Source organism: Marinobacter sp. DSM 26671 (assembly GCF_900112835.1).
Lineage (GTDB): Bacteria > Pseudomonadota > Gammaproteobacteria > Pseudomonadales > Oleiphilaceae > Marinobacter > Marinobacter flavimaris.
In genome coordinates, this window is record NZ_FONF01000022.1 from 37563 (window position 1) to 60539 (window position 22977).

Here is a 22977-nt window from a genome sequence, read left to right on the forward strand (position 1 = left end):
GCTTACGCCGGGACAGGGAACGTCGATCACAAAGCATTTGCCCTGAGCACTCATGGGAACGCCTGAAACGCAAAGAAAAAGCAGTGCGACCGGCTATGTCGCGAAACACATATCTAAGTCCATTGATGGTTACGTATTGGCGAGGACTCATATGGCAATGATGCGGTCGAGTCAGCTGCCCGAATCCGGGCCTGGGCACGCATCTGGGGTATCCGTCAGTTTGAATTCATGGGATCGCCCAGTGTAACCGTCTATCGCAAGCTTCGCGGTAATCCACCCGAAAAACAGCGGTGATCAAAAGTAGAATTTTCCGTAAGCTACACGCAGGGAGATTCTGCATGAAGAAGTCACGTTTTTCCGACAGCCAGATACTGTCGATCCTGAAACAAGCCGAGAACGGCGTGCCGGTTCCGGAGCTATGCCGTGAGCACGGCATGAGCAGTGCGTCGTTTTACAAATGGCGAGCGAAATTCGGTGGCATGGATGCGTCCATGATGGCCCGCCTGAAAGAGCTGGAGGATGAAAACCGTCGGCTCAAGAAGATGTACGCCGAGGAGCGGCTCAAGTCGGACATCCTCAAGGAAGCCATTGAAAAAAAGTGGTAAAGCCGTCTCGTCGACGTGAGATGGCGCAAAAAGCCGTCAGTGAAAGGCGCGTCAGCATTCGCCTGGCCTGCTGGATGTTCAGCATCAGTGAGACCTGCTACCGCTATCAGCCCAAGTTGAGCAGCGAGAATGCTGAAATCGCGGACTGGTTGGTGCGGTTGACTCACAACCAGCGGAACTGGGGTTTTGGCCTGTGCTTTTTGCACCTTCGAAACGTCAAAGGGTTTCGCTGGAATCACAAGCGAGTCTACCGGATCTATCGGGAACTGGAGCTGAACCTGCGCATCAAGCCCAAGAAACGCCTGGTTCGTGAAAAGCCAGAGCCCTTGGCGGTGCCGGAAACGATCAACGACAGTTGGTCGATGGACTTCATGCATGACCAGTTAAACGATGGTCGCGGTTACAGGCTGCTGAATGTGATTGATGACTTCAACCGAGAAGGCCTTGGCATCGAGGTGGACTTCTCACTTCCGGCAGAGCGTGTTATCCGATCACTTGAGCAGATCATTGAGTGGCGAGGGAAACCACGCTCCATTCGCTGTGACAACGGCCCCGAGTACATCAGCGGTAAGCTGGCGACCTGGGCAGAGAAGCAAGGTATTGCACTGGCGTTTATCCAGCCCGGCAAACCCCAGCAGAATGCCTATATCGAACGTTACAACCGAACGGTCCGCTACGATTGGCTGGCACAGTATCTGTTCGACAGCACCGAAGAAGTCCAGGATTATGCCACTCGCTGGCTCTGGCACTACAATCACGAACGACCCAATATGGGACTCGGAGGGATTACTCCTCAACAGAAGTTGGCCATGATGGCCTAAGGTCTACTTTTGAACCCCGTTAAAAATGGGGGGATTACCTCGCCGCCTCCGAAACATTGAGGTACCACGAGAGGGATTAATCAAAGAACCAGAGCAAGCAGCGGATGCTGGAGACTCGAGGAAATACGTCGAACTCATGGGTGGCAACTGCCTTCGACTCAAAGACCGACCGTTACGCGCTTTGATGGCCCCGAAGCCTACTGAGAACAAATATCACGAGACCGTAGAACAACTGAAGGGCTTGAAGGGTCCGCCGGACGAGTCGTTACCAGGATTTTCGAGTGGACGATCGGACGAACCAGGCCAGCTGAGGATGACTTTCTAACTGCTGATTCGACAGAGGTTGCAGTAAGAGGCGCGAACGCGCCTCCTTGGAGTTCTGTCAATAACTGTACGAACGGAGCAAGAGCTCAAAATATTACAACTTAAAGAAGGAATCATCTATCCCATATTTACTCTTTAAGCGTTCCCAAAATTCCGGCTCAATATGTCTGGCATGTGAGGCTAACCCTTTCAGGCTTTCGACCTCTGGCTTTGATAGCTCGCCATGCAAGTATTTAAAAATGAGTGTTCGAATTTCTCTTTTCTTTGATCTACCAAGAGAAACGCGCCCGTCGTTAGTAAGCACAAGTCCTGTGACATGCCTGTTGTGTTTCTTTGACGAGAAAACGGTCTTTTCCTCGTTAACTCTAATTGTTCTATAACCAGAATCAACCAATACCTTTTTGACCAATGCAGGAACTTCAAAAAGAGCGCCTTTTTTTCTTGTAGAAAAAGTGAGGTCATCCGCGTAACGGGTATATGATATTCCTTTATCAACGAGCAATTTACTCAAAATATCATCAAAGACATACATGTAAGCATTACTGATAAATGGTGAGCTAGGGGCGCCTATACTTACAATGAACCTATCGGATCCTCGCGGCTTTCTACAAAGAATTGATAACAGATACAGAGTGTCGCTTTTCTCTGCAACAGGACACTGCGACATTATGAGACCAAGGACCGTCGCCGGATCTATAGATGGGAAAAAATCCTTAAAGTCCATTTTCAATAAATAATCGTTGTCCTTGTGCTTGCTCGCATTGTCAAATATTGAGACGCCCTCTCGATACGCCATTGCACACTCGTGGACCAGAATATAATCTTCCAAAATCGAAACAAGCTCCCGCTGCAAAGCCTTTACCGGCGCTGAGGGCTGGGCGATTACTCGGAAACCCTTACCATTCCTTTTTGGAATCGAATACACTTTATACCGTACCGGGCAAGTCTTCGCATACTTCTGAATCGAATCCAGAGGAAGATTTGTCCGTTTTGAGAGCTGCTCAATCAGTGACATTTTCTTCCTCTCCTTTTGGATAGACACTGTCTATTGCGTGCTGTCTGAGTCGCTCACTTCTGTTCTCATAGTAATAAACTGAAGCAGCAATTCGGGTTCCTTCGTAGTCAAATGGCTGACCTTTACTTTTCGATGTGAGAGAAACCTTTTTCTCATCCCTTAAAGCATAATAAAATGTATCCTTACCAAAAGTTTTTATACCCACCAAATCAGAAATTCTCAGAAGGTATATAAGATTTTTTATTCGTCTATCGCTTAGATTAATATCGTGAATAGCGATTAGCTTTTGAATTTCGCCAATTCTCAGAGCTCGGTACAGACGAATACATTCATATATTAAAAATGCTTGATGCCCTGGGTTCGAAATAAGAAACTTTTCCGACTTGGGGATTCGAGAAATAGTTTCCAAGATATCTCCGAATATAATATCCATTATTTCGTCGCCCAAACTCCCAGGATTATGCATATCCCAAGGGTATACAAAAACACTGCTATCGTTATCCTGCTTAAGGCTTTCTAGGGGGCCATGCCTTATGAACGAGTCTTGTTCATAATGATATTCATTGACAAAGACCAAAAGCTTTTCTCGCAGACCCTCACCATTACAGAAAAGGCCGAGTTCGACGATAGCTCCTGCACTTTCTAAGAAAATAATTAGCAAAGAGGCAAAGTGGGCTAGATCATTCTCAAACTCTGAGAGATCCTTATATCTACCGTCATCCTTATAGTCCTTGAAGGTCTCTGCTCTAATGCAGTAATGATGAAATTCGTCATGACCAAGCTTTGACATGGACTCAAAAAACAAATCCCGAACCGATTTTATGTCAGCACTTGTAACATCCACCAGCCCGCCACACACGAATATGGTTGGCGAGTCTCTGGAAACCCTTGCTTTCGCAAGGTCGATGTGTGCAAAAGAAGAAAAGGGGTGATTGTCTTTGAAAAGGTCCATCTTCACCAATCATGTTGGTCCTTTACCTTAAAGGGGCGCTGGAGGCGCTACAGGCTCCGCATAGGAGACTGTAGCGCCTCCAGCGCACCTAAATGCCTCCAATAATTCAGGGTCCGGCTATCCACCAGACACAACTCGCTTGTACGAGCACGCGTAAAGGATGGGGAGATCGTAAAACTTTTGAAGCCCGACATCAACGACATGATCGTTGATTTGTCTACATGACGTCTACATGAGATAAAGGAGCGGACTTTGAGCATAGCCATTAAATCATAAAACTATGATTTTATTGGTGCTCCGGGCCGGAATCGAACCGGCACGACCTAACGGTCGAGAGATTTTAAGTCTCTTGTGTCTACCAATTTCACCACCGGAGCATTCGGGGGAGGTTTTGACGGGCAGAATTGTATAAGTCTGCGTGGGGTAACGCAATTCGGATTCTGCCCGCACTATCAGGCTGCCGGGCTGGTCTCTAGCGGGTTGATCGCCCTGCCCTTGTAGATGTATCCCGCGATTTTCGGTGCCTTGGGGATGTAGAGGTTTTCCAGTTCCTGGATTTCAAAGCCGGCGTGACGGATCAGGTCTGCGATGTGTCGGTTCAGGTGGCAGCCGCCGGCCAGCTTTTTCCAGCCCGGGGTAATGCGGTTTTGCCATTTCCTCGTGTCATCGTGGGGCGATTCGCCGTGTTCGAGGAACAGGAGTTCACCGCCGGGTTTGAGCACTCGGCGCATCTGTTGAAGGGCGGCGTTCCAGTCGGGGATCGTGCACAGAGTGAAGGTCAGCAGAACGGTGTCCACGGAGTTGTCGTCCAGAGGGATTTTCTCCCCGGGCAGATCCAGCCATTCAACCTTTATTGGGGTTTTGGCGAGGTTGGGCTGGGCCTTTCTACGCATGCCTTCTGAGGGCTCCAGGCCGTACACCATATCGACGTTATTGGCGTTGTAGAACTCCATATTGATGGCCGAGCCCATACCCACTTCCAGAACCACACCTTTGGCATGGGGAACCACCTGGCTACGAAGTTTCATCACCTGGCCCATTGAGCAAGCCCGGTCTATGATGTGAGGCAGTATTCTGTCTTCGTAAAAGCTCATCGGCATCACCATAATTGTTTTAAATCAAGGGTGCGACAATCGGCCCTATCGAAACTGCTAGCTTATTTAGTAGCATAGTAACCATCTGCCGGTAATAACAGTATAACAATCAGAGCTAAGGCAGCGGCTGAACGGGTTCGCTGGGCCCGTTTGTTATGATGTGATCGTTACCGGAGGGTTCCCATGGAACTTGATCCTCTTATCCTATCGCGAATCCAGTTCGCGTTTGTGGTGTCATTTCACGCCATTTTTCCGGTGTTTACCATCGGCCTTGCTTCCTACATCGCGGTACTCGAAGGCCTGGCCTTCAAAACCGAAAACCCGTTGTGGGTGAAGCTCTCTGCCTTCTGGACCAAGGTGTTTGCCGTGGTATTCGGCATGGGGGTGGTGTCGGGCATCGTGATGTCGTTCCAGTTCGGCACCAACTGGAGTAACTTCGCCCAGGCCTCCGCCAACTTCCTTGGCCCTATCCTGAGTTATGAGGTGGTCACGGCGTTTTTCTTGGAGGCGGCTTTCCTCGGGGTGCTGCTGTTTGGTCGGGATAAGGTGCCGGCCGGTGTTCACCTGTTTGCCGCCATCATGGTCGCGCTCGGAACCTTTATCTCCTCCTTCTGGATTCTGTCGGCCAACAGCTGGATGCAGACTCCGGCCGGCACCGAGCTCCGTGACGGCGTCTTCTATGTGACTTCCTGGAGCGAGGCGATCTTTAACCCCTCCTTCCCCTATCGGTTCGCCCATATGGCACTGGCCTCCTTCCTGACCGGCGGCTTTGTGGTGGCCGGTGTAAGCGCCTGGTACCTGCTGCGGGGTCGCGAGGTTGAGGCCAACAAGAAAGCGCTGTCCATGTGCCTGTGGCTGCTGCTGTTTATTGCCCCTGCCCAGGCGGTACTGGGTGATTTCCATGGCCTGAACACTCTTGAGCACCAGCCGACCAAAGTCGCGGCCATGGAAGGTAACTGGGAAACCTCCCGTAACGTGCCGTTGCTGCTATTTGCCATTCCCGATCAGGAAAACCAGCGCAACCTGTTTGAGATTGGCATTCCCAGCCTGGCCAGTTTCATTCTCACCCACGAATGGGACGGTGAAGTGCCGGGTGTAAGCGCGGTTCCTGTTGACGAGCAACCACCCGTCGCAATCGTGTTCTGGTCGTTCCGTATCATGGTGGGCATTGGCCTTCTGATGATCGCCTTCGCAGTTACCGGCCTGGTTCTGCGTGCCGGCGGTCGTTACTGGCGCACCAACTGGTTCCTTCAGGGTATGCGCTTTATGAGCATTGCACCTTTCTTTGCAGTGCTGACCGGCTGGTTTGTGACCGAGGTGGGTCGCGCGCCCTGGCTGGTGTACGGCCAGATGACACAGGCACAGGCATTGACTCCCTCTCTGACGGGCGGCATGGCATTGTTCACACTCATCGGCTATATCGTTGTGTACGCTCTGGTGTTCTCTGCCGGCGTGTATTACCTGATGCGCGTGCTTTATGTGGGTCTCGAAGACCACGATGAAGACGAGCACGAGGCCGAACGGCCGAAGCGTCCGTTCTCCGCCGCACACGTGCCTTTCGAAATCGATCACGACTCCGGCGATACTGTTGGTACTGCCAAGCCCGTAAACCAGGGAGGTCACTGATTATGGAACTGTTTGATCTGCCTCTTATCTGGGCATTCATTATTGGCTTCGGCATCATCATGTATGTGCTGATGGACGGCTTCGATCTGGGCGTGGGGATACTCTTCCCCTTCGCCCCGAACGAGGAAGCCCGGGACACCATGATGAACTCGGTGGCGCCGGTGTGGGACGGTAACGAAACCTGGCTGGTGCTGGGTGGTGCCGGGCTCCTTGCCGCATTCCCGATGGTGTATTCCATCTTCCTGCCGGCACTGTACATCGGTGTATTCCTGCTGCTGGCCGGGCTGATCTTCCGGGGCGTGGCGTTTGAGTTCCGGTTCAAGGCCCGCACCTCCCGCTATCTGTGGAACTGGGCTTTCGCGGGCGGTTCAACCGTTGCGTCCTTCGCACAGGGTGCTGTCGTCGGCGCCTATATCCAGGGTTTCGAAACCGCCAACGGCGTTTATGTGGGCGGCGCGCTGGACTGGCTGACGCCATTCACCGTTCTCACGGGCCTCGGAATGCTGGCCGGCTACTCCCTGCTGGGTTCCACCTGGCTGATTATGAAAACCGAGGGTTACCTGCAGCAGTGGGCCTACAAGATCACCCTGCCTTTGCTGCTGGCGGTGTTGGTTGTCTTTGGCATCATTGGGGTCTGGACGCCGTTCGTGGACGAAATGGTCCGTGAGCGCTGGTTCTCTAACCTGAGTATCATCTGGGTTCTGCCAGTCCTGACCCTGCTTTGTGCTATTCAGATCTACCGTTCGGTACGTGATCGCCGGGACGGCATGCCGTTTGTGGCTACCATGGGGCTGTTCATCACCACCTATCTGGGTCTGGTGGTCAGCCGCTGGCCCTACGTGGTTCCCCCGGAATACACGCTCTGGGAAGCCGCGTCCGCCTACGAGTCCCAGCTGTTCCTGCTGTTGGGCCTGCTGTTCGTGATCCCGATCGTGCTGGTGTACACCGCCTGGACCTACTGGGTCTTCCGCGGCAAGGTGCGCGCCGGAGAGGGATACCACTGAGTGGCGGAGCCACTGGCCGATGATGGCGGGGGAGGTTCCCCCGCCACTGACCAGAAAGCCGTCAAAGGCTGGCTTGCGCAGCTTGCCCTCGGCAATCGCCTCTGGATCCGCAGTGCTGTCGCTGCGGGCACAGTGGCCGGCATAGCGACCATCATCCAGATGGTGTTGTTGGCCCGGATAATTCATCTGGGCGTGATTGACGAGGTCCCTATCGCGGACCTCACTCCACTCTTCCTTGGGCTCATTCTCGCACTGGTGGTTCGGGCACTTGGCCAGGGCTTTCAGACGCGTTTTGCTGCCCGTTGCAGCGAACAGGTACGGCGGGATGCCAGGCGTCAGCTACACAAACACTGGCAGGCCACCGGCCCGGTAGAGCTGGGCCAATCCTCCGCAGGCACCCTTGCCCGGGAATGGATTGACCACGTGGAAGCACTGCACGGTTATTTCGCCCGTTTTCTGCCGCAAATGACGCTCTCGATGATCGTGCCCCTGCTGATCCTCGTTCTCGTGTTCTGGCTGGACTGGCTGGCCGGTATTTTCCTGCTGTTGTCTTCCCCTCTGATTCCTCTGTTCATGGCGCTGGTGGGCATGGGCGCGGAAAAACTAAACCAACAGCACTTCGAGACCATCAGCCGGCTATCCGGACAGTTTCTGGACAAGGTGCGCGGGCTAACCACCCTCCAGTTGTTTGGCCAGACGACGGGTGCTGCAGAACTCATTCGCAAACGGTCCGATCACTATCGGCGCGTTACCATGAAAACGCTGCGGATCGCGTTTCTCTCGTCCGCGGTCCTGGAGTTCTTTGCCTCAGTGGCCATTGCCGTTATCGCCATTTACATCGGTTTTGGTTTGCTGGGCTACATCACCTATGGCCCGTCCGAAGATCTCACGCTGTTTTCCGGGCTTCTGATTCTGTTGCTGGCCCCGGAGTTCTTCCAGCCCTTACGGACGCTGTCACAGCATTATCATGATCGCGCAGCGGCTATGGGTGCGGGCACAGAAATTCTTGAACGGCTTGGTTCGCCAGCGCACTTCGACACGTCTACAGATGGCAACCCGGTAGCAGGTGCGGATGATCGCATTGAGTTGCGGTCCGTCAGTAAACGCTTTCGGTCGGATCAGCCCGTGATTCAGGATCTGTCGCTGACCATCCAAAAAGGCGAAGTAATTGCCCTCACCGGCCCCTCGGGTGGCGGCAAGTCCACCCTGCTGCATCTGCTGGCCGGTTTTATGGCACCGGATACCGGCGAGCTCCACCTGTTTGGCGAATCAGCGGGAAGTTTCCGGTTCGGCTGGCTGGGGCAGAAAGGCTTCCTGGTTCAGGGTACCTGGGCCGATAACCTCAGACTGACTACGCCAGATGCCTCCGATATTGCCATTGAAACCGCCCTGCGCAATGTCGGCCTTGGTTCCCTGCTGGACAGCCGGCAACAGGGCATCTACAGCCCGGTATCTGAGGAGGGCCAGGGCCTCTCCGGCGGACAGGCCCGGCGGCTGAGCCTGGCGCGTATTTTCCTGGCAGATTATGACCTGATTCTGCTGGATGAACCTACCGCGGGCCTCGACAGCGACAGTGAAGTGTTTGTGCTGGAGGCCCTGCACAAACTGGCGGTAGCCGGCAAGACCCTGATCTTCTCTACCCATCACCAGGCGTTGCTCACACTGGCAAACCGGGTTCTGCTGGTCTCCGGCGGGGAGGTTCGCGATGCGTGAGCTGAAACCGTGGCTGGAGCTGATCTTAAAGCGGCCCGGACGCCTGGTGGTAGGTGGTTTTCTGATTCTCGCTACCCTGCTCTCCGGCATTGCGCTGTTGGCTGTGTCTGGCTGGTTCCTTACCAAAACGGCGCTGGTGGGATTGCTCCTGGCTGCCGGGGTGGCGGCCACTATCAACCTTTACGTGCCCGGTGGCGCTATCCGGTTTTTCGCTGTTTCCCGAACAGTGTTCCGGTATCTGGAACGGGTGTATAACCACGATACGGTTCTGAGACTGCTTACAGACATCCGCGTGAACCTGTTCTCTCGGCTGTCCCGCGCCACGCGCGTCCGCCGTGGAGAGCTGAGTGGCGCCCAGTGGCTCTCGCGCCTGACCAGCGATGTCGATGCCCTTGATACCCTGTACCTTCGCTTGATCGCACCTACGGCTCTGGCTGGCCTGGTAACCGTCCTGGTGTTGGTGCTGGCAGCCATTCTGTTTGATGTTGGAACCGCTGTACTAGTGGGACTGCTGCTTGTGATTGCTCTGGCGGTCGCAACAGTTGGTGTTTACCTCAGGACCTGGCAACTCGCGGCCCGGCAAAGCGACCGGCAGGAAGAATTGCGAACGGCGGTCATCGAACATATTGAAGGTTTCTCGGAACTTACTGCTGCCGGTCGCACTGGCAAACATGCTGCCTGGCTTATGCGCCAGGCCCATCAGGTAACCTCAGAGCAGGCAAAAACGGACACCCGTGTGGGCTGGCACCTGGCGGGAACCCATCTGCTGGTAAATCTCTCTGCGGTCCTGGCGCTCTGGGCGGGCTTTGCCCTGTTCCAGGCGGGCACGCTATCCGGGCCTGTGCTGGTTTTACTGCCCATTGCTCTGCTCGGACTGGCTGAGGTCTATGCCATGCTGCCTGATGCCTTTGGCAAGCTCGGAGCCACCATCGCCTCCGCGGCTCGCCTGAACCGCGATTGCCGCGAAGAGGAACGGCAGGCTGTCAACGAAAAGCACGAATTACCGCCGGAAACCGCCCTTCTTGCAGACAATGTTACGGTGAAGCACGCCGGTTACGCGCCGCTTTTCACGCGCTTCAATCTTGAGATTGAGGATGGCAAGCGCATCGGTATTCTGGGCCACTCCGGCAGTGGAAAGTCTTCACTCGCCGATGTGCTCGCAGGCCTTTTGCCGGTTGCTCAGGGAAGCCTGGCGCGGAGGGATTGCGTTTACCTGACCCAGAAAACCGTGCTGTTTGAAGACACGTTGCGGGCCAACTTGTTACTGGGCTCTCCGGAGGCTTCGGAGACGGAACTCTGGAGCATGCTGGAGCAGATGGAACTGGCTGAGCGCTTCGCTACCGAACCTGATCAACTCGATACCTGGCTGGGCAGCGCCGGAAGCAGACTCTCAGGCGGCGAGGCAAGAAGAGTGGCACTGGCGCGGGTGTTACTGAATCCAGCTCCCCTGGTCATACTGGATGAGCCGTTCACTGGCCTGGATGCTGAGACCCGGTCGAGGATAGCAAAACGGATGGAATCGCTTCTGGAAGGGAAAACCGTGGTCAGTCTCGCCCACGGGTCGGATGCCCTTCCGGGCACCGACCGTGTGATCTACCTGAGTGGTTAGCGGGTTTCGAGAACCTCAAACGTCAGCCCCGCCTTGCTGGTAAGCCTGTCCATCAGCTTGCCATCCAGCAGAGAAGACGGTGTCCAGAACCCACCTGGCTGATCCGCCGGAATATCGAACGCCAGGCACATGCCCGCTTCGCCCAACATCTTGCCGGTGGAACCGTAGCCCGGATCCTGATCGCCGGTCACTTTGGTGATGATGGTCTTGCCGTCCTCGGTGCGACCAACAAAGCGCAGATCATAAAACCCCGCTTTCTGGGCTTCGGGGCTTGGGCCTTCGCCCGGCTGAGGGACAAACTTCTCCACCAGCCAGCGAGTCGGTTTGATCGCCGAGGCGGTAAAGAACGCCGCCAGGCCGCCGGTGATCGCATAAGCAGCCAGCCGGCCCTTGGTGCCACGACCGGTCATCATGGCTTCATCGTAGGTGAATTCCTTGCCGTACCGCGCGTTCTGCATGGCATTGGAGCGATGCACCACCCGTGTATTGATGGCACCCATCACGAAGGGAGCAAGCCAGGCGTTGAACGTCTTATCAAACTCGGCGCCCTTGAGGCTGGGCTGCCGGGTCTTGGAGCGATGTTCCGGCGGGCAGATGGAGAACGGATTGGCCATTTGTTTCCGAAGTTTTGGATCGGCCGACGCTTCCTTCACCGCGTTCATCAGGGAGGCAACGGTGCCGCCTGAGAATTCGCCTTTGGCGGTTTTAACCCGCATGCGGACATCCCGACATGGTTCGCCGAAGGTCTGCTCTGCCTGGTTCTGCAGGAACCAGACGCCCATATCAGACGGAATCGAGTCAAATCCACAGCAGTGAACAATGCGCGCACCGGACGCTTTCGCTTCCTCCTCGTAGCGCTGCACCATCTTGCCAATCCACTGTACTTCACCGGTCAGATCGCAGTAGTCGGTGCCGCTGCGCACGCAGGCCTGGATCAGCGGCTCGCCATAAAGGGCATAGGGGCCGACGGTGGAAATGATTACCCGGGTCTGCTCACACATGGATTTCAGCGCCGCTTCATCCGATGCGTCGGCCAGAATCACGGGCAGGTCTTTGCCGTTGTCGCCAAGCTCGCTCTTGAGCGCGTTGAGCTTACTCTCGGAGCGCCCGGCAATCGCCCATTTTACCGATTTGCCCACGCCATAGGTTTCGAGCAAGTAACGGGTAAGAATCTGGCCGACGAAACTGGTGGCACCGAACACCACCAGATCATGGGCCGTTTCAGCGGATTTGGTCATTGCTCTTCCTTAGTCAGCTGCATTGCAAACAAGTTGATAGAGAGTTGATTAGGTAATGGTTCGGAGTTTAGCGAACTCCGACAGGCGCTTTCGCACCCATCAGGCGCATGAATACAGCCACGCCCAAGCCCCAGAAACCGTTGAGAAGAAGTCCGCCTACCCAGGTCTGGGCAGAAACATCGAGCCCTTTCAGGGGAAAGACCACCAGCATGGCGACTGCCGTGGGACCTACTGCCCCTACAATGACATGCCCCAGCCAGAACTTCACCCCTGCCAGGCGGCCGAGAATCAGCCAGAGCAACATGCCCCACAGGCCACCGAAGAACGCCAGTGACACAACCTGGGGAACGCCGAACGGCGGTACCGGTGACAGGTTAAACGGTGCTGAGGGTACAATTCCGCCCAGCCAGAACAGTGCGAAAAGGCCCTGATGAAACACCAGGGTCGCGAGAAAACCACTTGCAAACGCCTTGAACCAGACCATGAACAATCCTCTGTTGATATAAATGTTGGCCTTAACTCGTTGATTCTGCGTAGCTCATTACACAACTGCAACCGATATTAACAGTTTTGAGCGCTCGTTCTACTTTCCTGGCCGCACCCGGGAATCCGTCGTCACGGCCAATCGTTTGTCATACATGATGGTGCACACTGCAAGGCAGTGCACAAAACGATTTCCGGAGGTTCGAATTGATCACCTTTTTGATGGCATTGAGCATCCTGCTTGTCCTGTTCAGTGGCTTTGTCTGCTGGCAGGTTTTTGAACAGCGTAAAGTGATCGCCCGAATGATGGAGAACGACGATATCGCAGACTCCGAGCAGGAACCGGAGCTGGTTATTACGCTACGGGTGCTGAATCCGATTGCCCTGGCGAAGCGGGAATCACGCTCTGCCCGGGTGCTGGCCGATAAACTCCCCGTCATGGTGCGCAAGATGGTGTATCAGGAAGTGATGAAAGAGCTCGAAGAAGAGATGTCGGAGCGGGAAATCGATGTGGACATGCAGATCGAGTATCGATGATCACCACGATTGAGATATTCAAGATGCTTGATGGAAGCGCATTATCATGATCACCAGCGTAATTGTAATCCTGTTACTGCTTCTGGCCTTCAGCGGGTTCTGCATTGCCTACTGGCAGCTGCTGCTCTGCCGCCGTGAAGCCCGGATTCTCAATTCCCATCGGGTGGCGGCACACAGCGCCATCCAGAAGAGCAGAATGGACCTTCTAGAGGTCCGGAACCGGGCCCGGCTGCTGGAGGACTCCGTTTCCGGCGGTGCCAGTGCGGTGGAGAAGCTGCACAAGGCGATCTCCAACACCACATTCGGGCTGATTGATCTGTTCTCGAAGGATGAAGAGTTCCGGCAGACGGCCCGTAAAGCGCGGGCCACCCATGACCAGACCAGTCAGCAGATCTATCGAACCGTGCGCACCACCAACAAGGCGCTCCACATCCTCGCGGACACCCTGATCATCGGCAAGGCCGAAAAACGGCTCGCTTCCCGCAAAGGACAAAAGCCCCCCGGCTCAGACGACGGTCAGTGAGTTCCCGGCTCAGAGCTTTTCGAAGCGTTTCAGAGTCGCGTCGACAGTCACCTCCAGTGACTCAAGGGCCGCGGCCCTCTCCAGGCCCTCGGCACTGGCGCGGTAAAGGTGTGGGGTCATGGCCAGCAGATCGGCAATGCTGGCCTGGTCCGGGAGGGTCAGCGGGAACCGTACCACGGTTGAATCCAGTTGCCGGAAGCCTTCCGGGGCCGCGCTCTCGAAATCTCCGGGTGGCTTCACTTCCGGGTAGATGACTTCTCGCAGCTCCCGCAGATGGTCCGCACCGGCATCCACCTGGATAACCTGGCCGCCGGGCTTGAGCACCCGGGCGAACTCGCTGTAAACCGGAAAACCAAACAGGCAAAGCACCAGATCCAGCGATTCCGGCAGTACTGGCAGGTTAGCGTTGCTGCCAACCACCCATCGAGTCTGCTTATCCTGTTTCGCCGCTGCCAGGACCGCCCATTTGGAAATATCAACGCCAATCAGGGCAAGGCCTGTGTCGCCGGCCACGGCCGAAAGGTGGCGAAGGTAATAGCCCTCTCCGGAACCGGCATCCAGTACTGAGCCAATCCCCCCACCCGGCAGCGCCTTCAGCGCAAGATCGCTCACGGCCTCGGCGATCTGTGTGTAGAAGCCTGCGTTCAGGAACCGTTGTCTGGCCGCGACCATTTCCTTGCTGTCGCCCGGGTCCAGGGTGCGTTTCTTCTGGACCGGCAGCAGATGCACGTAGCCCTGCCGGGCAACATCGAAGCTGTGGCCATTCTCGCACCGCCAGGTTTTTTCGCTGGGCGCGAGCGGGCAGCCGTCCAGTGGGCAGGCTAACGCGTCAAAAGGCATCGTGGTCATGGTTCGTGTATCCGCTTCAACAGTCGGGGCCGGGTATCATGGCAGGTATTTTGGTTTCACCCAAAAGAAAAAGGCACCCGAAGGTGCCTTTTTTCAAGCATGACAGAAAGTTACATAACTTTCTTCAGCTCTTCCTCAAGTTGCGGAACTGCTTCGAACAGGTCCGCTACCAGGCCGTAATCGGCAACCTGGAAGATCGGCGCTTCTTCGTCCTTGTTGATCGCAACGATCACCTTGGAGTCAGACATACCGGCTAGGTGCTGGATGGCACCGGAAATGCCCACGGCGATGTACAGCTGCGGAGCAACAATCTTACCGGTCTGGCCAACCTGCATGTCGTTCGGTACGAAACCGGCGTCAACAGCAGCACGGGATGCGCCAACAGCGGCACCCATCAGATCCGCTACCTGCTCCAGCATCTTGAAGTTGTCGCCGTTCTGCATGCCGCGACCACCGGAAACAACGATACCGGCGCTTGCCAGATCAGGACGATCGGATTTGGCCAGCTCTTCGTTTACGAACTGGGACAAACCGGCGTCTTTAACAACGTCCAGCTGTTCGACGGCAGCGGAGCCACCTTCACCAGCAACCGGATCAAAGGCCGTGGGACGAACCGTAACCACCTTGATGCTGTCACTGGATTTCACAGTGGCAATGGCGTTACCCGCGTAGATCGGGCGAACGAAGGTGTCTTCGGACTCAACACGCATAATGTCGGAAACCTGGGCAACGTCCAGCAGTGCAGCAACGCGCGGCATGAAGTCTTTGCCCACGGTGCCAGCGGCGGCCAGGATGTGGCTGTAGCCCTTGCCTACTTCGGCAACCAGCTCACCCAGGTTCTCGCCCAGGAAGTGACCATAAGCAGCGTTATCGGCAACCAGTACCTTGTTAACGCCTTCGGCCTTGGCAGCTGCTTCAGCAACGGCACCACAGTTCTCACCGGCAACCAGTACGTCGATGTCTCCGCCGATGGCCTTGGCAGCCGCTACAACATTCAGGGTAGCCTGTTTCAGGCTGCTGTTGTCATGTTCAGCAATTACAAGGATGCTCATTTAGATCACCTTCGCTTCGTTCTTCAGTTTATCGACCAGCTCGGCAACGTCGGCCACTTTCACACCCGCCTGACGGGAAGCAGGCGCTTCAACCTTCAGGGTGGAAAGGCGCGGAGCGATGTCGACACCCAGATCAGCCGGGCTCATGTTGTCCAGCGGCTTCTTCTTCGCCTTCATGATGTTCGGCAGAGAAGCGTAGCGCGGCTCGTTCAGACGCAGGTCGGTAGTGACAACCGCAGGCAGGTTCAGAGCAACGGTCATCAGACCACCGTCTACCTCGCGGGTTACGTTAACCTTGTCGCCCTCAACAACCACTTCGGAAGCGAAAGTACCCTGACCCATGCCGGTCAGCGCGGCCAGCATCTGGCCAGTCTGGTTGTTATCGGAATCGATGGACTGCTTGCCAAGAATGACCAGCTTCGGCTCTTCTTTCTCAACAACAGCCTTGAGCAGCTTGGCCGCTTCGAGAGACTGAACCTCCTCGTCCGTTTCGACGTGGATACCACGGTCAGCACCCAGCGCCAGCGCAGTACGAATCTGCTCCTGGGAGGCTTTCGGGCCAATGGATACCACCACGATTTCACTGGCAACACCCTTCTCTTTCAGGCGAACGGCTTCTTCTACCGCGATTTCGCAGAACGGGTTCATTGCCATCTTGACGTTGGCGAGGTCAACACCGGTGTTGTCCGGCTTGACGCGCACCTTTACGTTGTAGTCGATTACTCGTTTTACAGCGACCAGAACCTTCATAGATTCCTCGTTCTTCTACGATGGGTTTATGACTTGCAGTCCTCGCACAGAGCCTGCCGAAATTCAATGCGCACTAATAATGGAGGCAACACACGGCAGAATCAATAGCCTCAAACGACGCGCCAGGACTGAACTTTCAGCCAATTCCCCGGTATTGACCGGGGACGGCAATGAGACGATACTAGATTTCGACTCAAAACACACGATGTTTCAGTGTGCTCTTACAATGCCAAAGGACAGGGCGAATTTCAAACAAACGTTTGTTTGATTCTTCAAATACGGTATCCTTTTGGTTATGCAAGTCGGGACAAACGGCTTGGGGCAGTCGTCTATAGGCACTTTTACCGGTATGATGGCGGCCCAGAATAATTGGCCTGCGGGCACATAATATCCATTAAAGATGTTTGAGGAGACCAACGTGGAACGCGAATCGATGGAATTTGATGTTCTGATCGTCGGCGGCGGCCCGGCGGGCCTGTCGGCAGCGTGCCGTGTCATGCAACTGGCACAGGAAGCTGGCGAGGAACTCACCGTATGCGTTGTAGAGAAAGGTTCTGAGATCGGCGCCCACATTCTGGCCGGTACCGTATTCGAGCCCACTGCCCTCAACGAACTCTTCCCGGACTGGAAAGAGAAAGGCGCTCCGCTCAACACGCCCGTTACCCGGGACGACATTTTCCTGCTGAAGAACCAGGACAGCGCCACCAAGATCCCGAATGCGTTTGTGCCCAAGAACATGCACAACCATGGCAACTACATTATCAGCCTGGGTAACCTGTGCCGCTGGCTCGCCGAACAGGCCGAACAGCTTGGCGTTGAGGTGTATCCCGGCTTTGCCGCGTCCGAAACCATCATTGAAGACGGTCAGGTAAAAGGCATCATTACCGGCGATATGGGCGTGGCCCGCGACGGTTCCGAAAAAGACGGCTACATGCCCGGCATGGAACTGCGCGCGAAGTACACCCTGTTCACCGAGGGCTGCCGCGGTCACCTGGGCAAGCGCCTGATCAACGAGTTCAAGCTTGATGAAGGCAAAGACCCGCAGCACTACGGTATCGGTATCAAGGAACTGTGGGATATTGATCCGGCCAAACACGAGCCGGGCCTCGTAGTTCATACCACCGGCTGGCCCCTGAAAGAAACTGGCTCCACCGGTGGCTCTTTCCTGTATCACCTCGAGAATGGCCAGGTATATGTGGGCTTGATCACCGATCTGTCTTACAGCAACCCGCATCTGAGCCCGTTTGAGGAATTTCAGCGGCTGAAGCTGCATCCGGAAATCAAGAAACACCTGGAAGGCGGCAAGCGCGTTTCCTACGGCGCCCGTGCAATTACCAAGGGTGGCTACAACGCTCTGCCCAAGATGAGCTTCCCGGGTGGTCTCCTGCTGGGCTGTGACGCGGGCACGCTGAACGGTTCCAAGATCAAGGGCTCCCACACCGCCATGAAGTCCGGCATGTTGGGCGCCGAGGCAGTTTTCGAAGCGCTGAAGGACGGCAAGAGCGGCGAAGAGATCAGCAGCTTCCAGAAGAAATTTGAAGACAGCTGGCTGTTCAAGGAGCTATACGCAGAGCGTAACTTCGGCCCGGCGATGCACAAGTTCGGCAATATAGTCGGTGGCGCCATCGCCTACTTTGAGCAGAACATCCTGCGCGGCAGCCTGCCGATTACCTTCCACGATACCACTCCGGATTATGCCACCATGAAGCCGGCAGCCGAGTGCAAGAAGGTGACCTATCCCAAGCCGGATAACACCCTGACCTTCGATCGTCTGTCCTCGGTGTTCATTTCAAACACCAACCACGAGGAAGATCAGCCGGTTCACCTTAAACTGACCGATCCGGAACTTCCGATCCGCGACAACCTGCCTAAATACGATGAGCCTGCGCAGCGCTACTGCCCGGCTGGTGTTTATGAAGTTGTCGAGAAAGACGATGGCGGCGGAAAGCGCTTCCAGATCAACGCCCAGAACTGTGTTCACTGCAAGACCTGCGACATCAAGGATCCTGCACAGAACATTAACTGGGTAACTCCGGAAGGGGGCGGTGGCCCGAATTATCCGAACATGTAAGTCCGGATTCCGGTAGAAAACGGCCCCTCGCGGGCCGTTTTTTTTGGCATAAAAAAACGGCTCCCGAGGGAACCGTTTTTCGTTGCGCTTCAGAAAAGCTTAGTGAGCGTGGCCGTGCTCTTGCTCTTCGTCAGTCGCGTCGCGAGCTTCTACCACTTCTACGTCGAAGTGCAGAGTCTGGCCAGCGAGCGGATGGTTGGCGTCGATGGTGACGGTTTCGTCGCCAACTTCTACCACACGAACGACCTGGGGGCCGCCCGGGGTCTGCGCCTGGAACTGCATGCCCGGCTCGATGGTATCGACGCCTTCAAATGCAGAACGCGGAACCGGCTGGATCAGCTCTTCGTTAACTTCGCCGTAGCCTTCAGCAGGTTCTACAGAAACCTTAACCTGATCGCCTGCGTTCTTTTCGTTCAGTGCACTTTCCAGTCCACCGATAATGTTCTGTGCACCTTCCAGGTAAGACAGAGGCTCACGACCTTCTACACGGGAGGAATCAAGCTGCTCTCCCTGATCGTTGGTGAGCGTGTAATGGATGGTGACAACACGAGGTTGGGCCATGTGATCTCCTTGCGTGTCCGCAATGACTGTTTAATTGATTTAGGCAATCGAAAGTGATCGTGAACAGCCAGACTGAACAGAGGGACTAACGACCACCGGGCCTCGTTAGAGAGCCAGGCTCATAACAAGTATGAAAACACAGTTTAACAACTGAGCTAATGCGTTTTCTACCGTAATTCTGGGGCCGTGGTACGGGTTTTCAACCACCCTGCCCGATTTTGTAGAAAATTCCGTGGCTGAATACCCCAAGAACCGGGTGTCCGTCTTCATTCCGTTCCACAACATGCTCCGCCAGGTCGTAATAGGCTGCGGTTACCAGTCGCGCTTCGACCCCATGGCGAACCTTTACCACGGGTCTTGGCTCATCGGAGCCCGGATAGGTAGTCACTTCCAGTGGATGGTCCTGGCCAATCTCGAGGGTTTCGCCGACATTGGTGGTCAGGGAAATGACCTGACGGTCGCTCTCTCCAGTCACGGTCAGGGAATGGGCGAGCAACGGCGCATCCTCGACTTGGATGCGCCACTTTTCAACGGGCGTCACCAGGTAGTATTCGCCGTCGCTTTCCCGGCGGAGAATGGTGGAAAACAGACGTACAATCGCTTCTCGAGCCAGCGGCTCGCCTTTGAAGATCCACTGACCATCGCGGCTGATGCGAAGATCCATATCCCCGGAAAGCTCGGGGTCCCACTGATCAATGGGTGGATTCCCGACCTTCTTCACGGTTTCCTCCACCTGCTTTGCAAGATTATCCGGATTCATGCTCATAACGGTGGCTCCCGGCCATCTGAATTACAACCCGCGCATCCACTCCGCGCGCAACGGTGCTGCACCGGGGTTGGTAATGGCGAGGTTTACCTGGTCCAGCATTTTCTGCTTGTCACGGCCCAGCGTGCCTTTCAGCACGAGGTAATTTGAAGCGTGATCACTGCGGAAGATGGTCTTATCCAGCTCAAGATGCTCCAGGAAGAGGCGTATCTCTTCAAAGAGCCCTTTTTGGGACAGCGGCACGAAATCGTCTCCGAAGCCCTCCCGGAAACGTTCTTCTCCCTGTGGGAAACTGACCACGAGGGTGGAAAGATAATCCGGCTGTGTCTCGTTGCAGAGCGTTGCGGTATTGATCGCGTGCTGGCGCGAAAGGTTTTCTCCGCCCAGCCCATTCAGCACCATGACAGAGCTCGTAAGACCCGCCTCACGGATTTTCAGCAGTGCCGAGCGGGTGGATTCCCAGGTTTCGCCCTTGTTGACCCGGCGCAGGATTTCATCATCGCCGGATTCCATACCGACATAGAGAATTTCAAGGCCTGCATCCTTCAGTTGAGCCAGTTCTTCTACGGTCTTTTTCGCGAGGTTGCGGGGCAGACAGTAGCTGGAAACCCGCTGAAGATCCGGAAAAACCTCCCTGAGCTGACCCAGTATTTCCAACAGGCGACGGGTCGGCAATACCATGGCATCACCGTCTGCAAGAAAAACCCGGCGCACGCCACCCAGGCTGCGAGCCGCATTACGGATGTCCTGGAGCACATCTTCAGGCTTGCGGGCCCGGAATTTCTTTTGCGGCTGCGTATACATCTCGCTGCTATAACTATAAAAACTATCCCAATCGAGTGAGTGAGTGCGTGAATGCTCATTTTCTATATTAGTACCTGTACTAAACATGAATACTAAAACTCTCGTTGGGACTACCTACCAAGATTGAGGACAAAGCCCGCTCGCCGCAAGAGGCGATAAAAAAGGATCTTATGCTCACCCAGTGGTCGCAAATCGAACATTACGACGGGATATTTGACAAGATTTCCTGCACAGAGCTCTATCATTTCGCATATTCGTGTTTTGAGTAGACATTAATCCTAGGGTAGGCTCAACTGAAATCACCATGCTCAATTTTTTGAAGCACCGACGCTATCCGGCAACAACCGTCAGGGGTACCCAGCAGGTCGCAAGGTCTTTCATCTTCAAGCCCTGGAATCGGGCGCTGGATCCACTCCAGTGCTTGTTCCCGAGATTCCAAGATTCGTATCGACTGATGAACAACGTCGACTGAGTGCCGCGTGATGACCAGTTCCAATCCAATCGGCACCATCCGTTCCCACTCTCGAAGCGTGTCTGGAATCGGGGCGTCTGGGTCACACTGGGACACGAGATCACCCAAGTTGTAGGATTTTCTTTCCGTCATCCAGATCCCTCCGACTTGGCATCAAAAGTCCATTCTCCACCGAACAATCCACAAAAGGAAGGCGTCTTACGTTGCTCATATCGCGGCCTGTGGGCACTAGCGAGAGACTAGTAAGCTAAGAGTCTCCACATCAACATAAATTGGCTGCGCTTGGGTCGCAAAGCGGACATTCGAGTAAGACGAATAGCGCTTGCAGTATGCGCGCCCATGGAATGGAACCGAAGGCGCAATGAAATGGGCTTCGTCGCGCCTGCGCTTAATGGGTTCTACCCCGTTACTGTGGACATTCCTAAAAAGAGGCCTGACACGCTGCTCACAGGCTCGGCGTGCCTCCGAACAACAGGTAATAAGCGATGCCCAGTAGCGAACTGACTAAGATCACCGGCAACATGCCCACCTTGAAGCGTAACATGGCAATAAAGGCGGCCAGTGCAAGCACCACACTGGCGATCTGAATACTGCCCCATGTCGGCACCATTAACTGCATGCCAAAGGTCCGAACCGTATCTACTTCGGCGAAAGCGACATGCACCGCGAACCAGATAGCCAGGTTCAGCATCACGCCCACAACGGCGGCGGTGACCGCCGATAACGCAGCACTCACCGCCTGGTTCCCGCGCAGCCTTTCTACATAGGGTGCGCCCAGGAATATCCACAGAAAACAGGGAACAAAGGTCACCCAGGTAGCCAGAATCGATGCAAGAATGCCCGCTGTAAAAGGATCGAGGGGGCCTGCGTCGCGGAAAGCGCCCATGAAGCCCACGAACTGTACTACCTGAATCAAGGGGCCGGGCGTGGTCTCTGCCATGCCCAAACCATCCAGCATTTCCCCTGGCGCAAGCCAGCCATAGTTCTGTACGGCCTCCTGTGCCATATAAGCCAATACTGAATAAGCACCACCGAAGGTGACGACGGCCAGCTTGCTGAAGAAAAGCCCTATCTGGGTGAAGACATCGTCAAAGCCCAGCGATACAGCCAATACAACTAGCGGTGTGAACCACAGCGGTAGCCAGACCGCGAGTACCTTGAGCGCCCGCTTGCGCGTTGCCTTGGTATGATGTGCGGCACCGCCATCCATCATGGTGTCGATCGCCCGTTCACCATCCTCGGGCGTGTCATGTCCCTTGATGACCACGAATCGTTCCGGGTCCATGTACCGCCCCAGCAGGCCAATAACGGCAGCAGTCAGGATCACTACCGGGAACGGGACAGCGAACAAAAAGATGGCAATGAAAGCAAGGGCCGCCAAGATGTACATATAGGCATTCTTGAGCGCGCGCTTACCGATCCGGATGACGGCCTGAATCACGATCGCCAACACCGCCGCTTTAATCCCGAAGAAAAGCGCCTGCACCAGGGTTGCATCCTGAAAGCCCGCATAAAGCACGCTCAACACCAGGATGCTCAAAAAACCCGGCAACACAAACAGTCCGCCGGCCACGAGCCCACCCTTGACGCCATGCAGCAGCCAGCCGATATAAGTAGCCAGTTGTTGGGCTTCCGGCCCGGGCAGTACCATGCAGTAGTTCAGGGCGTGCAGAAACCGGCTTTCGCTGACCCATCGCTTTTCATCCACCAGAATACGATGCATGACGGCGATTTGGCCGGCAGGACCGCCGAAACTCAGCATTGCAATCCTTAGCCAGACGCGCACCGCTTCCCCAAACGTAATCTCATGACCAAACTCGTTGCGATCGCCACCCGATGGCACAGTGTCTTGTTGGGTTCTGTGGGCTGTATCGGTGGAGTGGGACGACTCCGGCATGCTTACTTCCCCTTCGTATAGGTTGTGTACAAACTGTCGAACACCTGATTGGCAGCCAGTAACAGCTGATCATCGTTATGATGAGACTCGCGAAAGCCCATCAATACGCATTCAACTCCAGTGGCCGCCGGTGGCTGATGGCCGCCAACATCGAGGTAATGCACCAGTTCCGCGATCCGCTGCAGTGCCACCTGGCGCAGGCCAAAGCTCG

The 22977-nt window shown here is 55.3% G+C and carries 21 protein-coding genes, 1 tRNA gene and 1 pseudogene; 8 read left to right on the forward strand and 15 right to left on the reverse strand.

Going from position 1 to position 22977, the window contains the following annotated elements:
- The first annotated feature begins 338 nt into the window (after positions 1–338).
- Positions 339–1426 (forward strand): IS3 family transposase gene (locus tag BM035_RS18725; protein WP_092033697.1). Its coding sequence is split into 2 segments (ribosomal slippage): positions 339–591 and positions 591–1426, totalling 1089 coding nucleotides; the frame shifts between segments, so codons are not numbered across the junction.
- A 418-nt stretch (positions 1427–1844) separates the two neighbouring features.
- Here the strand turns inward: BM035_RS18725 and BM035_RS18730 are convergent.
- From BM035_RS18730 to BM035_RS18745, 4 genes are all read right to left on the reverse strand, one after another.
- Positions 1845–2765, reverse strand: a complete 921-nt coding sequence (locus BM035_RS18730) for a retron St85 family RNA-directed DNA polymerase (protein WP_092033700.1) — start codon at positions 2763–2765, stop codon at positions 1845–1847.
- Entirely contained in the window at positions 2752–3717 is a 966-nt protein-coding gene (locus BM035_RS18735) for a retron St85 family effector protein (protein ID WP_254775539.1), read from the reverse strand. The genes BM035_RS18730 and BM035_RS18735 overlap by 14 nt, the downstream gene beginning before the upstream one ends.
- A gap of 290 nt (positions 3718–4007) precedes the next feature.
- Positions 4008–4094: transfer RNA gene (locus BM035_RS18740), tRNA-Leu, on the reverse strand.
- 75 nt (positions 4095–4169) lie between these two features.
- Positions 4170–4811: a class I SAM-dependent methyltransferase gene (locus BM035_RS18745; protein ID WP_062784547.1), complete on the reverse strand. Its 642-nt coding sequence runs from the start codon at positions 4809–4811 to the stop codon at positions 4170–4172.
- Positions 4812–4994: 183 nt separating this feature from the next.
- On the opposite strand from BM035_RS18745, the gene BM035_RS18750 reads away from it, so the two are divergent.
- From BM035_RS18750 to cydC, 4 genes are read left to right on the forward strand one after another with little or no spacing between them, the layout of a single operon-like run.
- Positions 4995–6437: a cytochrome ubiquinol oxidase subunit I gene (locus BM035_RS18750; RefSeq protein WP_092033705.1), complete on the forward strand. Its 1443-nt coding sequence runs from the start codon at positions 4995–4997 to the stop codon at positions 6435–6437.
- 2 nt (positions 6438–6439) lie between these two features.
- A complete protein-coding gene (gene cydB / locus BM035_RS18755) occupies positions 6440–7441 on the forward strand; it encodes a cytochrome d ubiquinol oxidase subunit II (protein WP_014577124.1) in 1002 nt (333 codons plus the stop codon).
- The gene (gene cydD, locus BM035_RS18760; RefSeq protein ID WP_092033708.1) at positions 7442–9154 is read left to right on the forward strand and encodes a thiol reductant ABC exporter subunit CydD; all 1713 of its coding nucleotides are present in this window, start codon (positions 7442–7444) and stop codon (positions 9152–9154) included.
- Complete coding sequence (gene cydC, locus BM035_RS18765; protein ID WP_092033711.1) at positions 9147–10763, forward strand: thiol reductant ABC exporter subunit CydC; 1617 nt, start codon at positions 9147–9149, stop codon at positions 10761–10763. The genes cydD and cydC overlap by 8 nt, the downstream gene beginning before the upstream one ends.
- On the opposite strand, the gene BM035_RS18770 is transcribed toward cydC, so the two are convergent.
- The gene (locus BM035_RS18770; RefSeq protein ID WP_092033714.1) at positions 10760–12001 is read right to left on the reverse strand and encodes a saccharopine dehydrogenase family protein; all 1242 of its coding nucleotides are present in this window, start codon (positions 11999–12001) and stop codon (positions 10760–10762) included. The genes cydC and BM035_RS18770 overlap by 4 nt on opposite strands.
- Positions 12002–12068: 67 nt before the next feature.
- Complete coding sequence (locus tag BM035_RS18775; protein WP_053115341.1) at positions 12069–12485, reverse strand: hypothetical protein; 417 nt, start codon at positions 12483–12485, stop codon at positions 12069–12071.
- Between the two features lie 206 nt (positions 12486–12691).
- Here BM035_RS18775 and BM035_RS18780 point away from each other — a divergent pair, with 206 nt between their 5' ends.
- Together BM035_RS18780 and BM035_RS18785 are read left to right on the forward strand one after the other, a co-directional pair.
- Positions 12692–13021, forward strand: coding sequence for a hypothetical protein (locus BM035_RS18780; RefSeq protein ID WP_008171619.1), 330 nt, complete (start codon positions 12692–12694; stop codon positions 13019–13021).
- Between the two features lie 46 nt (positions 13022–13067).
- Positions 13068–13544, forward strand: a complete 477-nt coding sequence (locus BM035_RS18785) for a hypothetical protein (protein ID WP_008171621.1) — start codon at positions 13068–13070, stop codon at positions 13542–13544.
- 9 nt (positions 13545–13553) lie between these two features.
- Here BM035_RS18785 and BM035_RS18790 read toward each other — a convergent pair whose 3' ends face one another.
- From BM035_RS18790 to BM035_RS18800, 3 genes are all read right to left on the reverse strand, one after another.
- On the reverse strand, positions 13554–14393 hold the full coding sequence (locus tag BM035_RS18790; RefSeq protein WP_053115342.1) for a putative RNA methyltransferase: 840 nt from the start codon (positions 14391–14393) through the stop codon (positions 13554–13556).
- A gap of 110 nt (positions 14394–14503) precedes the next feature.
- Entirely contained in the window at positions 14504–15445 is a 942-nt protein-coding gene (locus tag BM035_RS18795; RefSeq protein WP_053115344.1) for an electron transfer flavoprotein subunit alpha/FixB family protein, read from the reverse strand.
- Positions 15446–16195, reverse strand: coding sequence for an electron transfer flavoprotein subunit beta/FixA family protein (locus BM035_RS18800; protein ID WP_008171627.1), 750 nt, complete (start codon positions 16193–16195; stop codon positions 15446–15448).
- 418 nt (positions 16196–16613) lie between these two features.
- Here BM035_RS18800 and BM035_RS18805 point away from each other — a divergent pair, with 418 nt between their 5' ends.
- Complete coding sequence (locus tag BM035_RS18805; protein ID WP_092033721.1) at positions 16614–18266, forward strand: electron transfer flavoprotein-ubiquinone oxidoreductase; 1653 nt, start codon at positions 16614–16616, stop codon at positions 18264–18266.
- 99 nt (positions 18267–18365) lie between these two features.
- On the opposite strand, the gene BM035_RS18810 is transcribed toward BM035_RS18805, so the two are convergent.
- From BM035_RS18810 to BM035_RS18835, 6 genes and pseudogenes are all read right to left on the reverse strand, one after another.
- On the reverse strand, positions 18366–18827 hold the full coding sequence (locus BM035_RS18810; RefSeq protein ID WP_008171631.1) for an FKBP-type peptidyl-prolyl cis-trans isomerase: 462 nt from the start codon (positions 18825–18827) through the stop codon (positions 18366–18368).
- 199 nt (positions 18828–19026) lie between these two features.
- Entirely contained in the window at positions 19027–19593 is a 567-nt protein-coding gene (locus BM035_RS18815; protein WP_008171634.1) for a DUF1285 domain-containing protein, read from the reverse strand.
- Positions 19594–19617: 24 nt separating this feature from the next.
- Positions 19618–20400, reverse strand: a pseudogene (locus BM035_RS18820) (radical SAM protein); the annotation flags it as partial.
- Positions 20401–20686: 286 nt separating this feature from the next.
- Positions 20687–21001, reverse strand: a complete 315-nt coding sequence (locus BM035_RS23225) for an antitoxin Xre/MbcA/ParS toxin-binding domain-containing protein (protein ID WP_092033719.1) — start codon at positions 20999–21001, stop codon at positions 20687–20689.
- A 313-nt stretch (positions 21002–21314) separates the two neighbouring features.
- The gene (gene chrA / locus BM035_RS18830; protein WP_011786631.1) at positions 21315–22766 is read right to left on the reverse strand and encodes a chromate efflux transporter; all 1452 of its coding nucleotides are present in this window, start codon (positions 22764–22766) and stop codon (positions 21315–21317) included.
- 2 nt (positions 22767–22768) lie between these two features.
- Positions 22769–22977, reverse strand: a 209-nt coding sequence (locus BM035_RS18835) for a chromate resistance protein ChrB domain-containing protein (RefSeq protein WP_139216068.1), incomplete at its 5' end; no start/stop codon positions are given.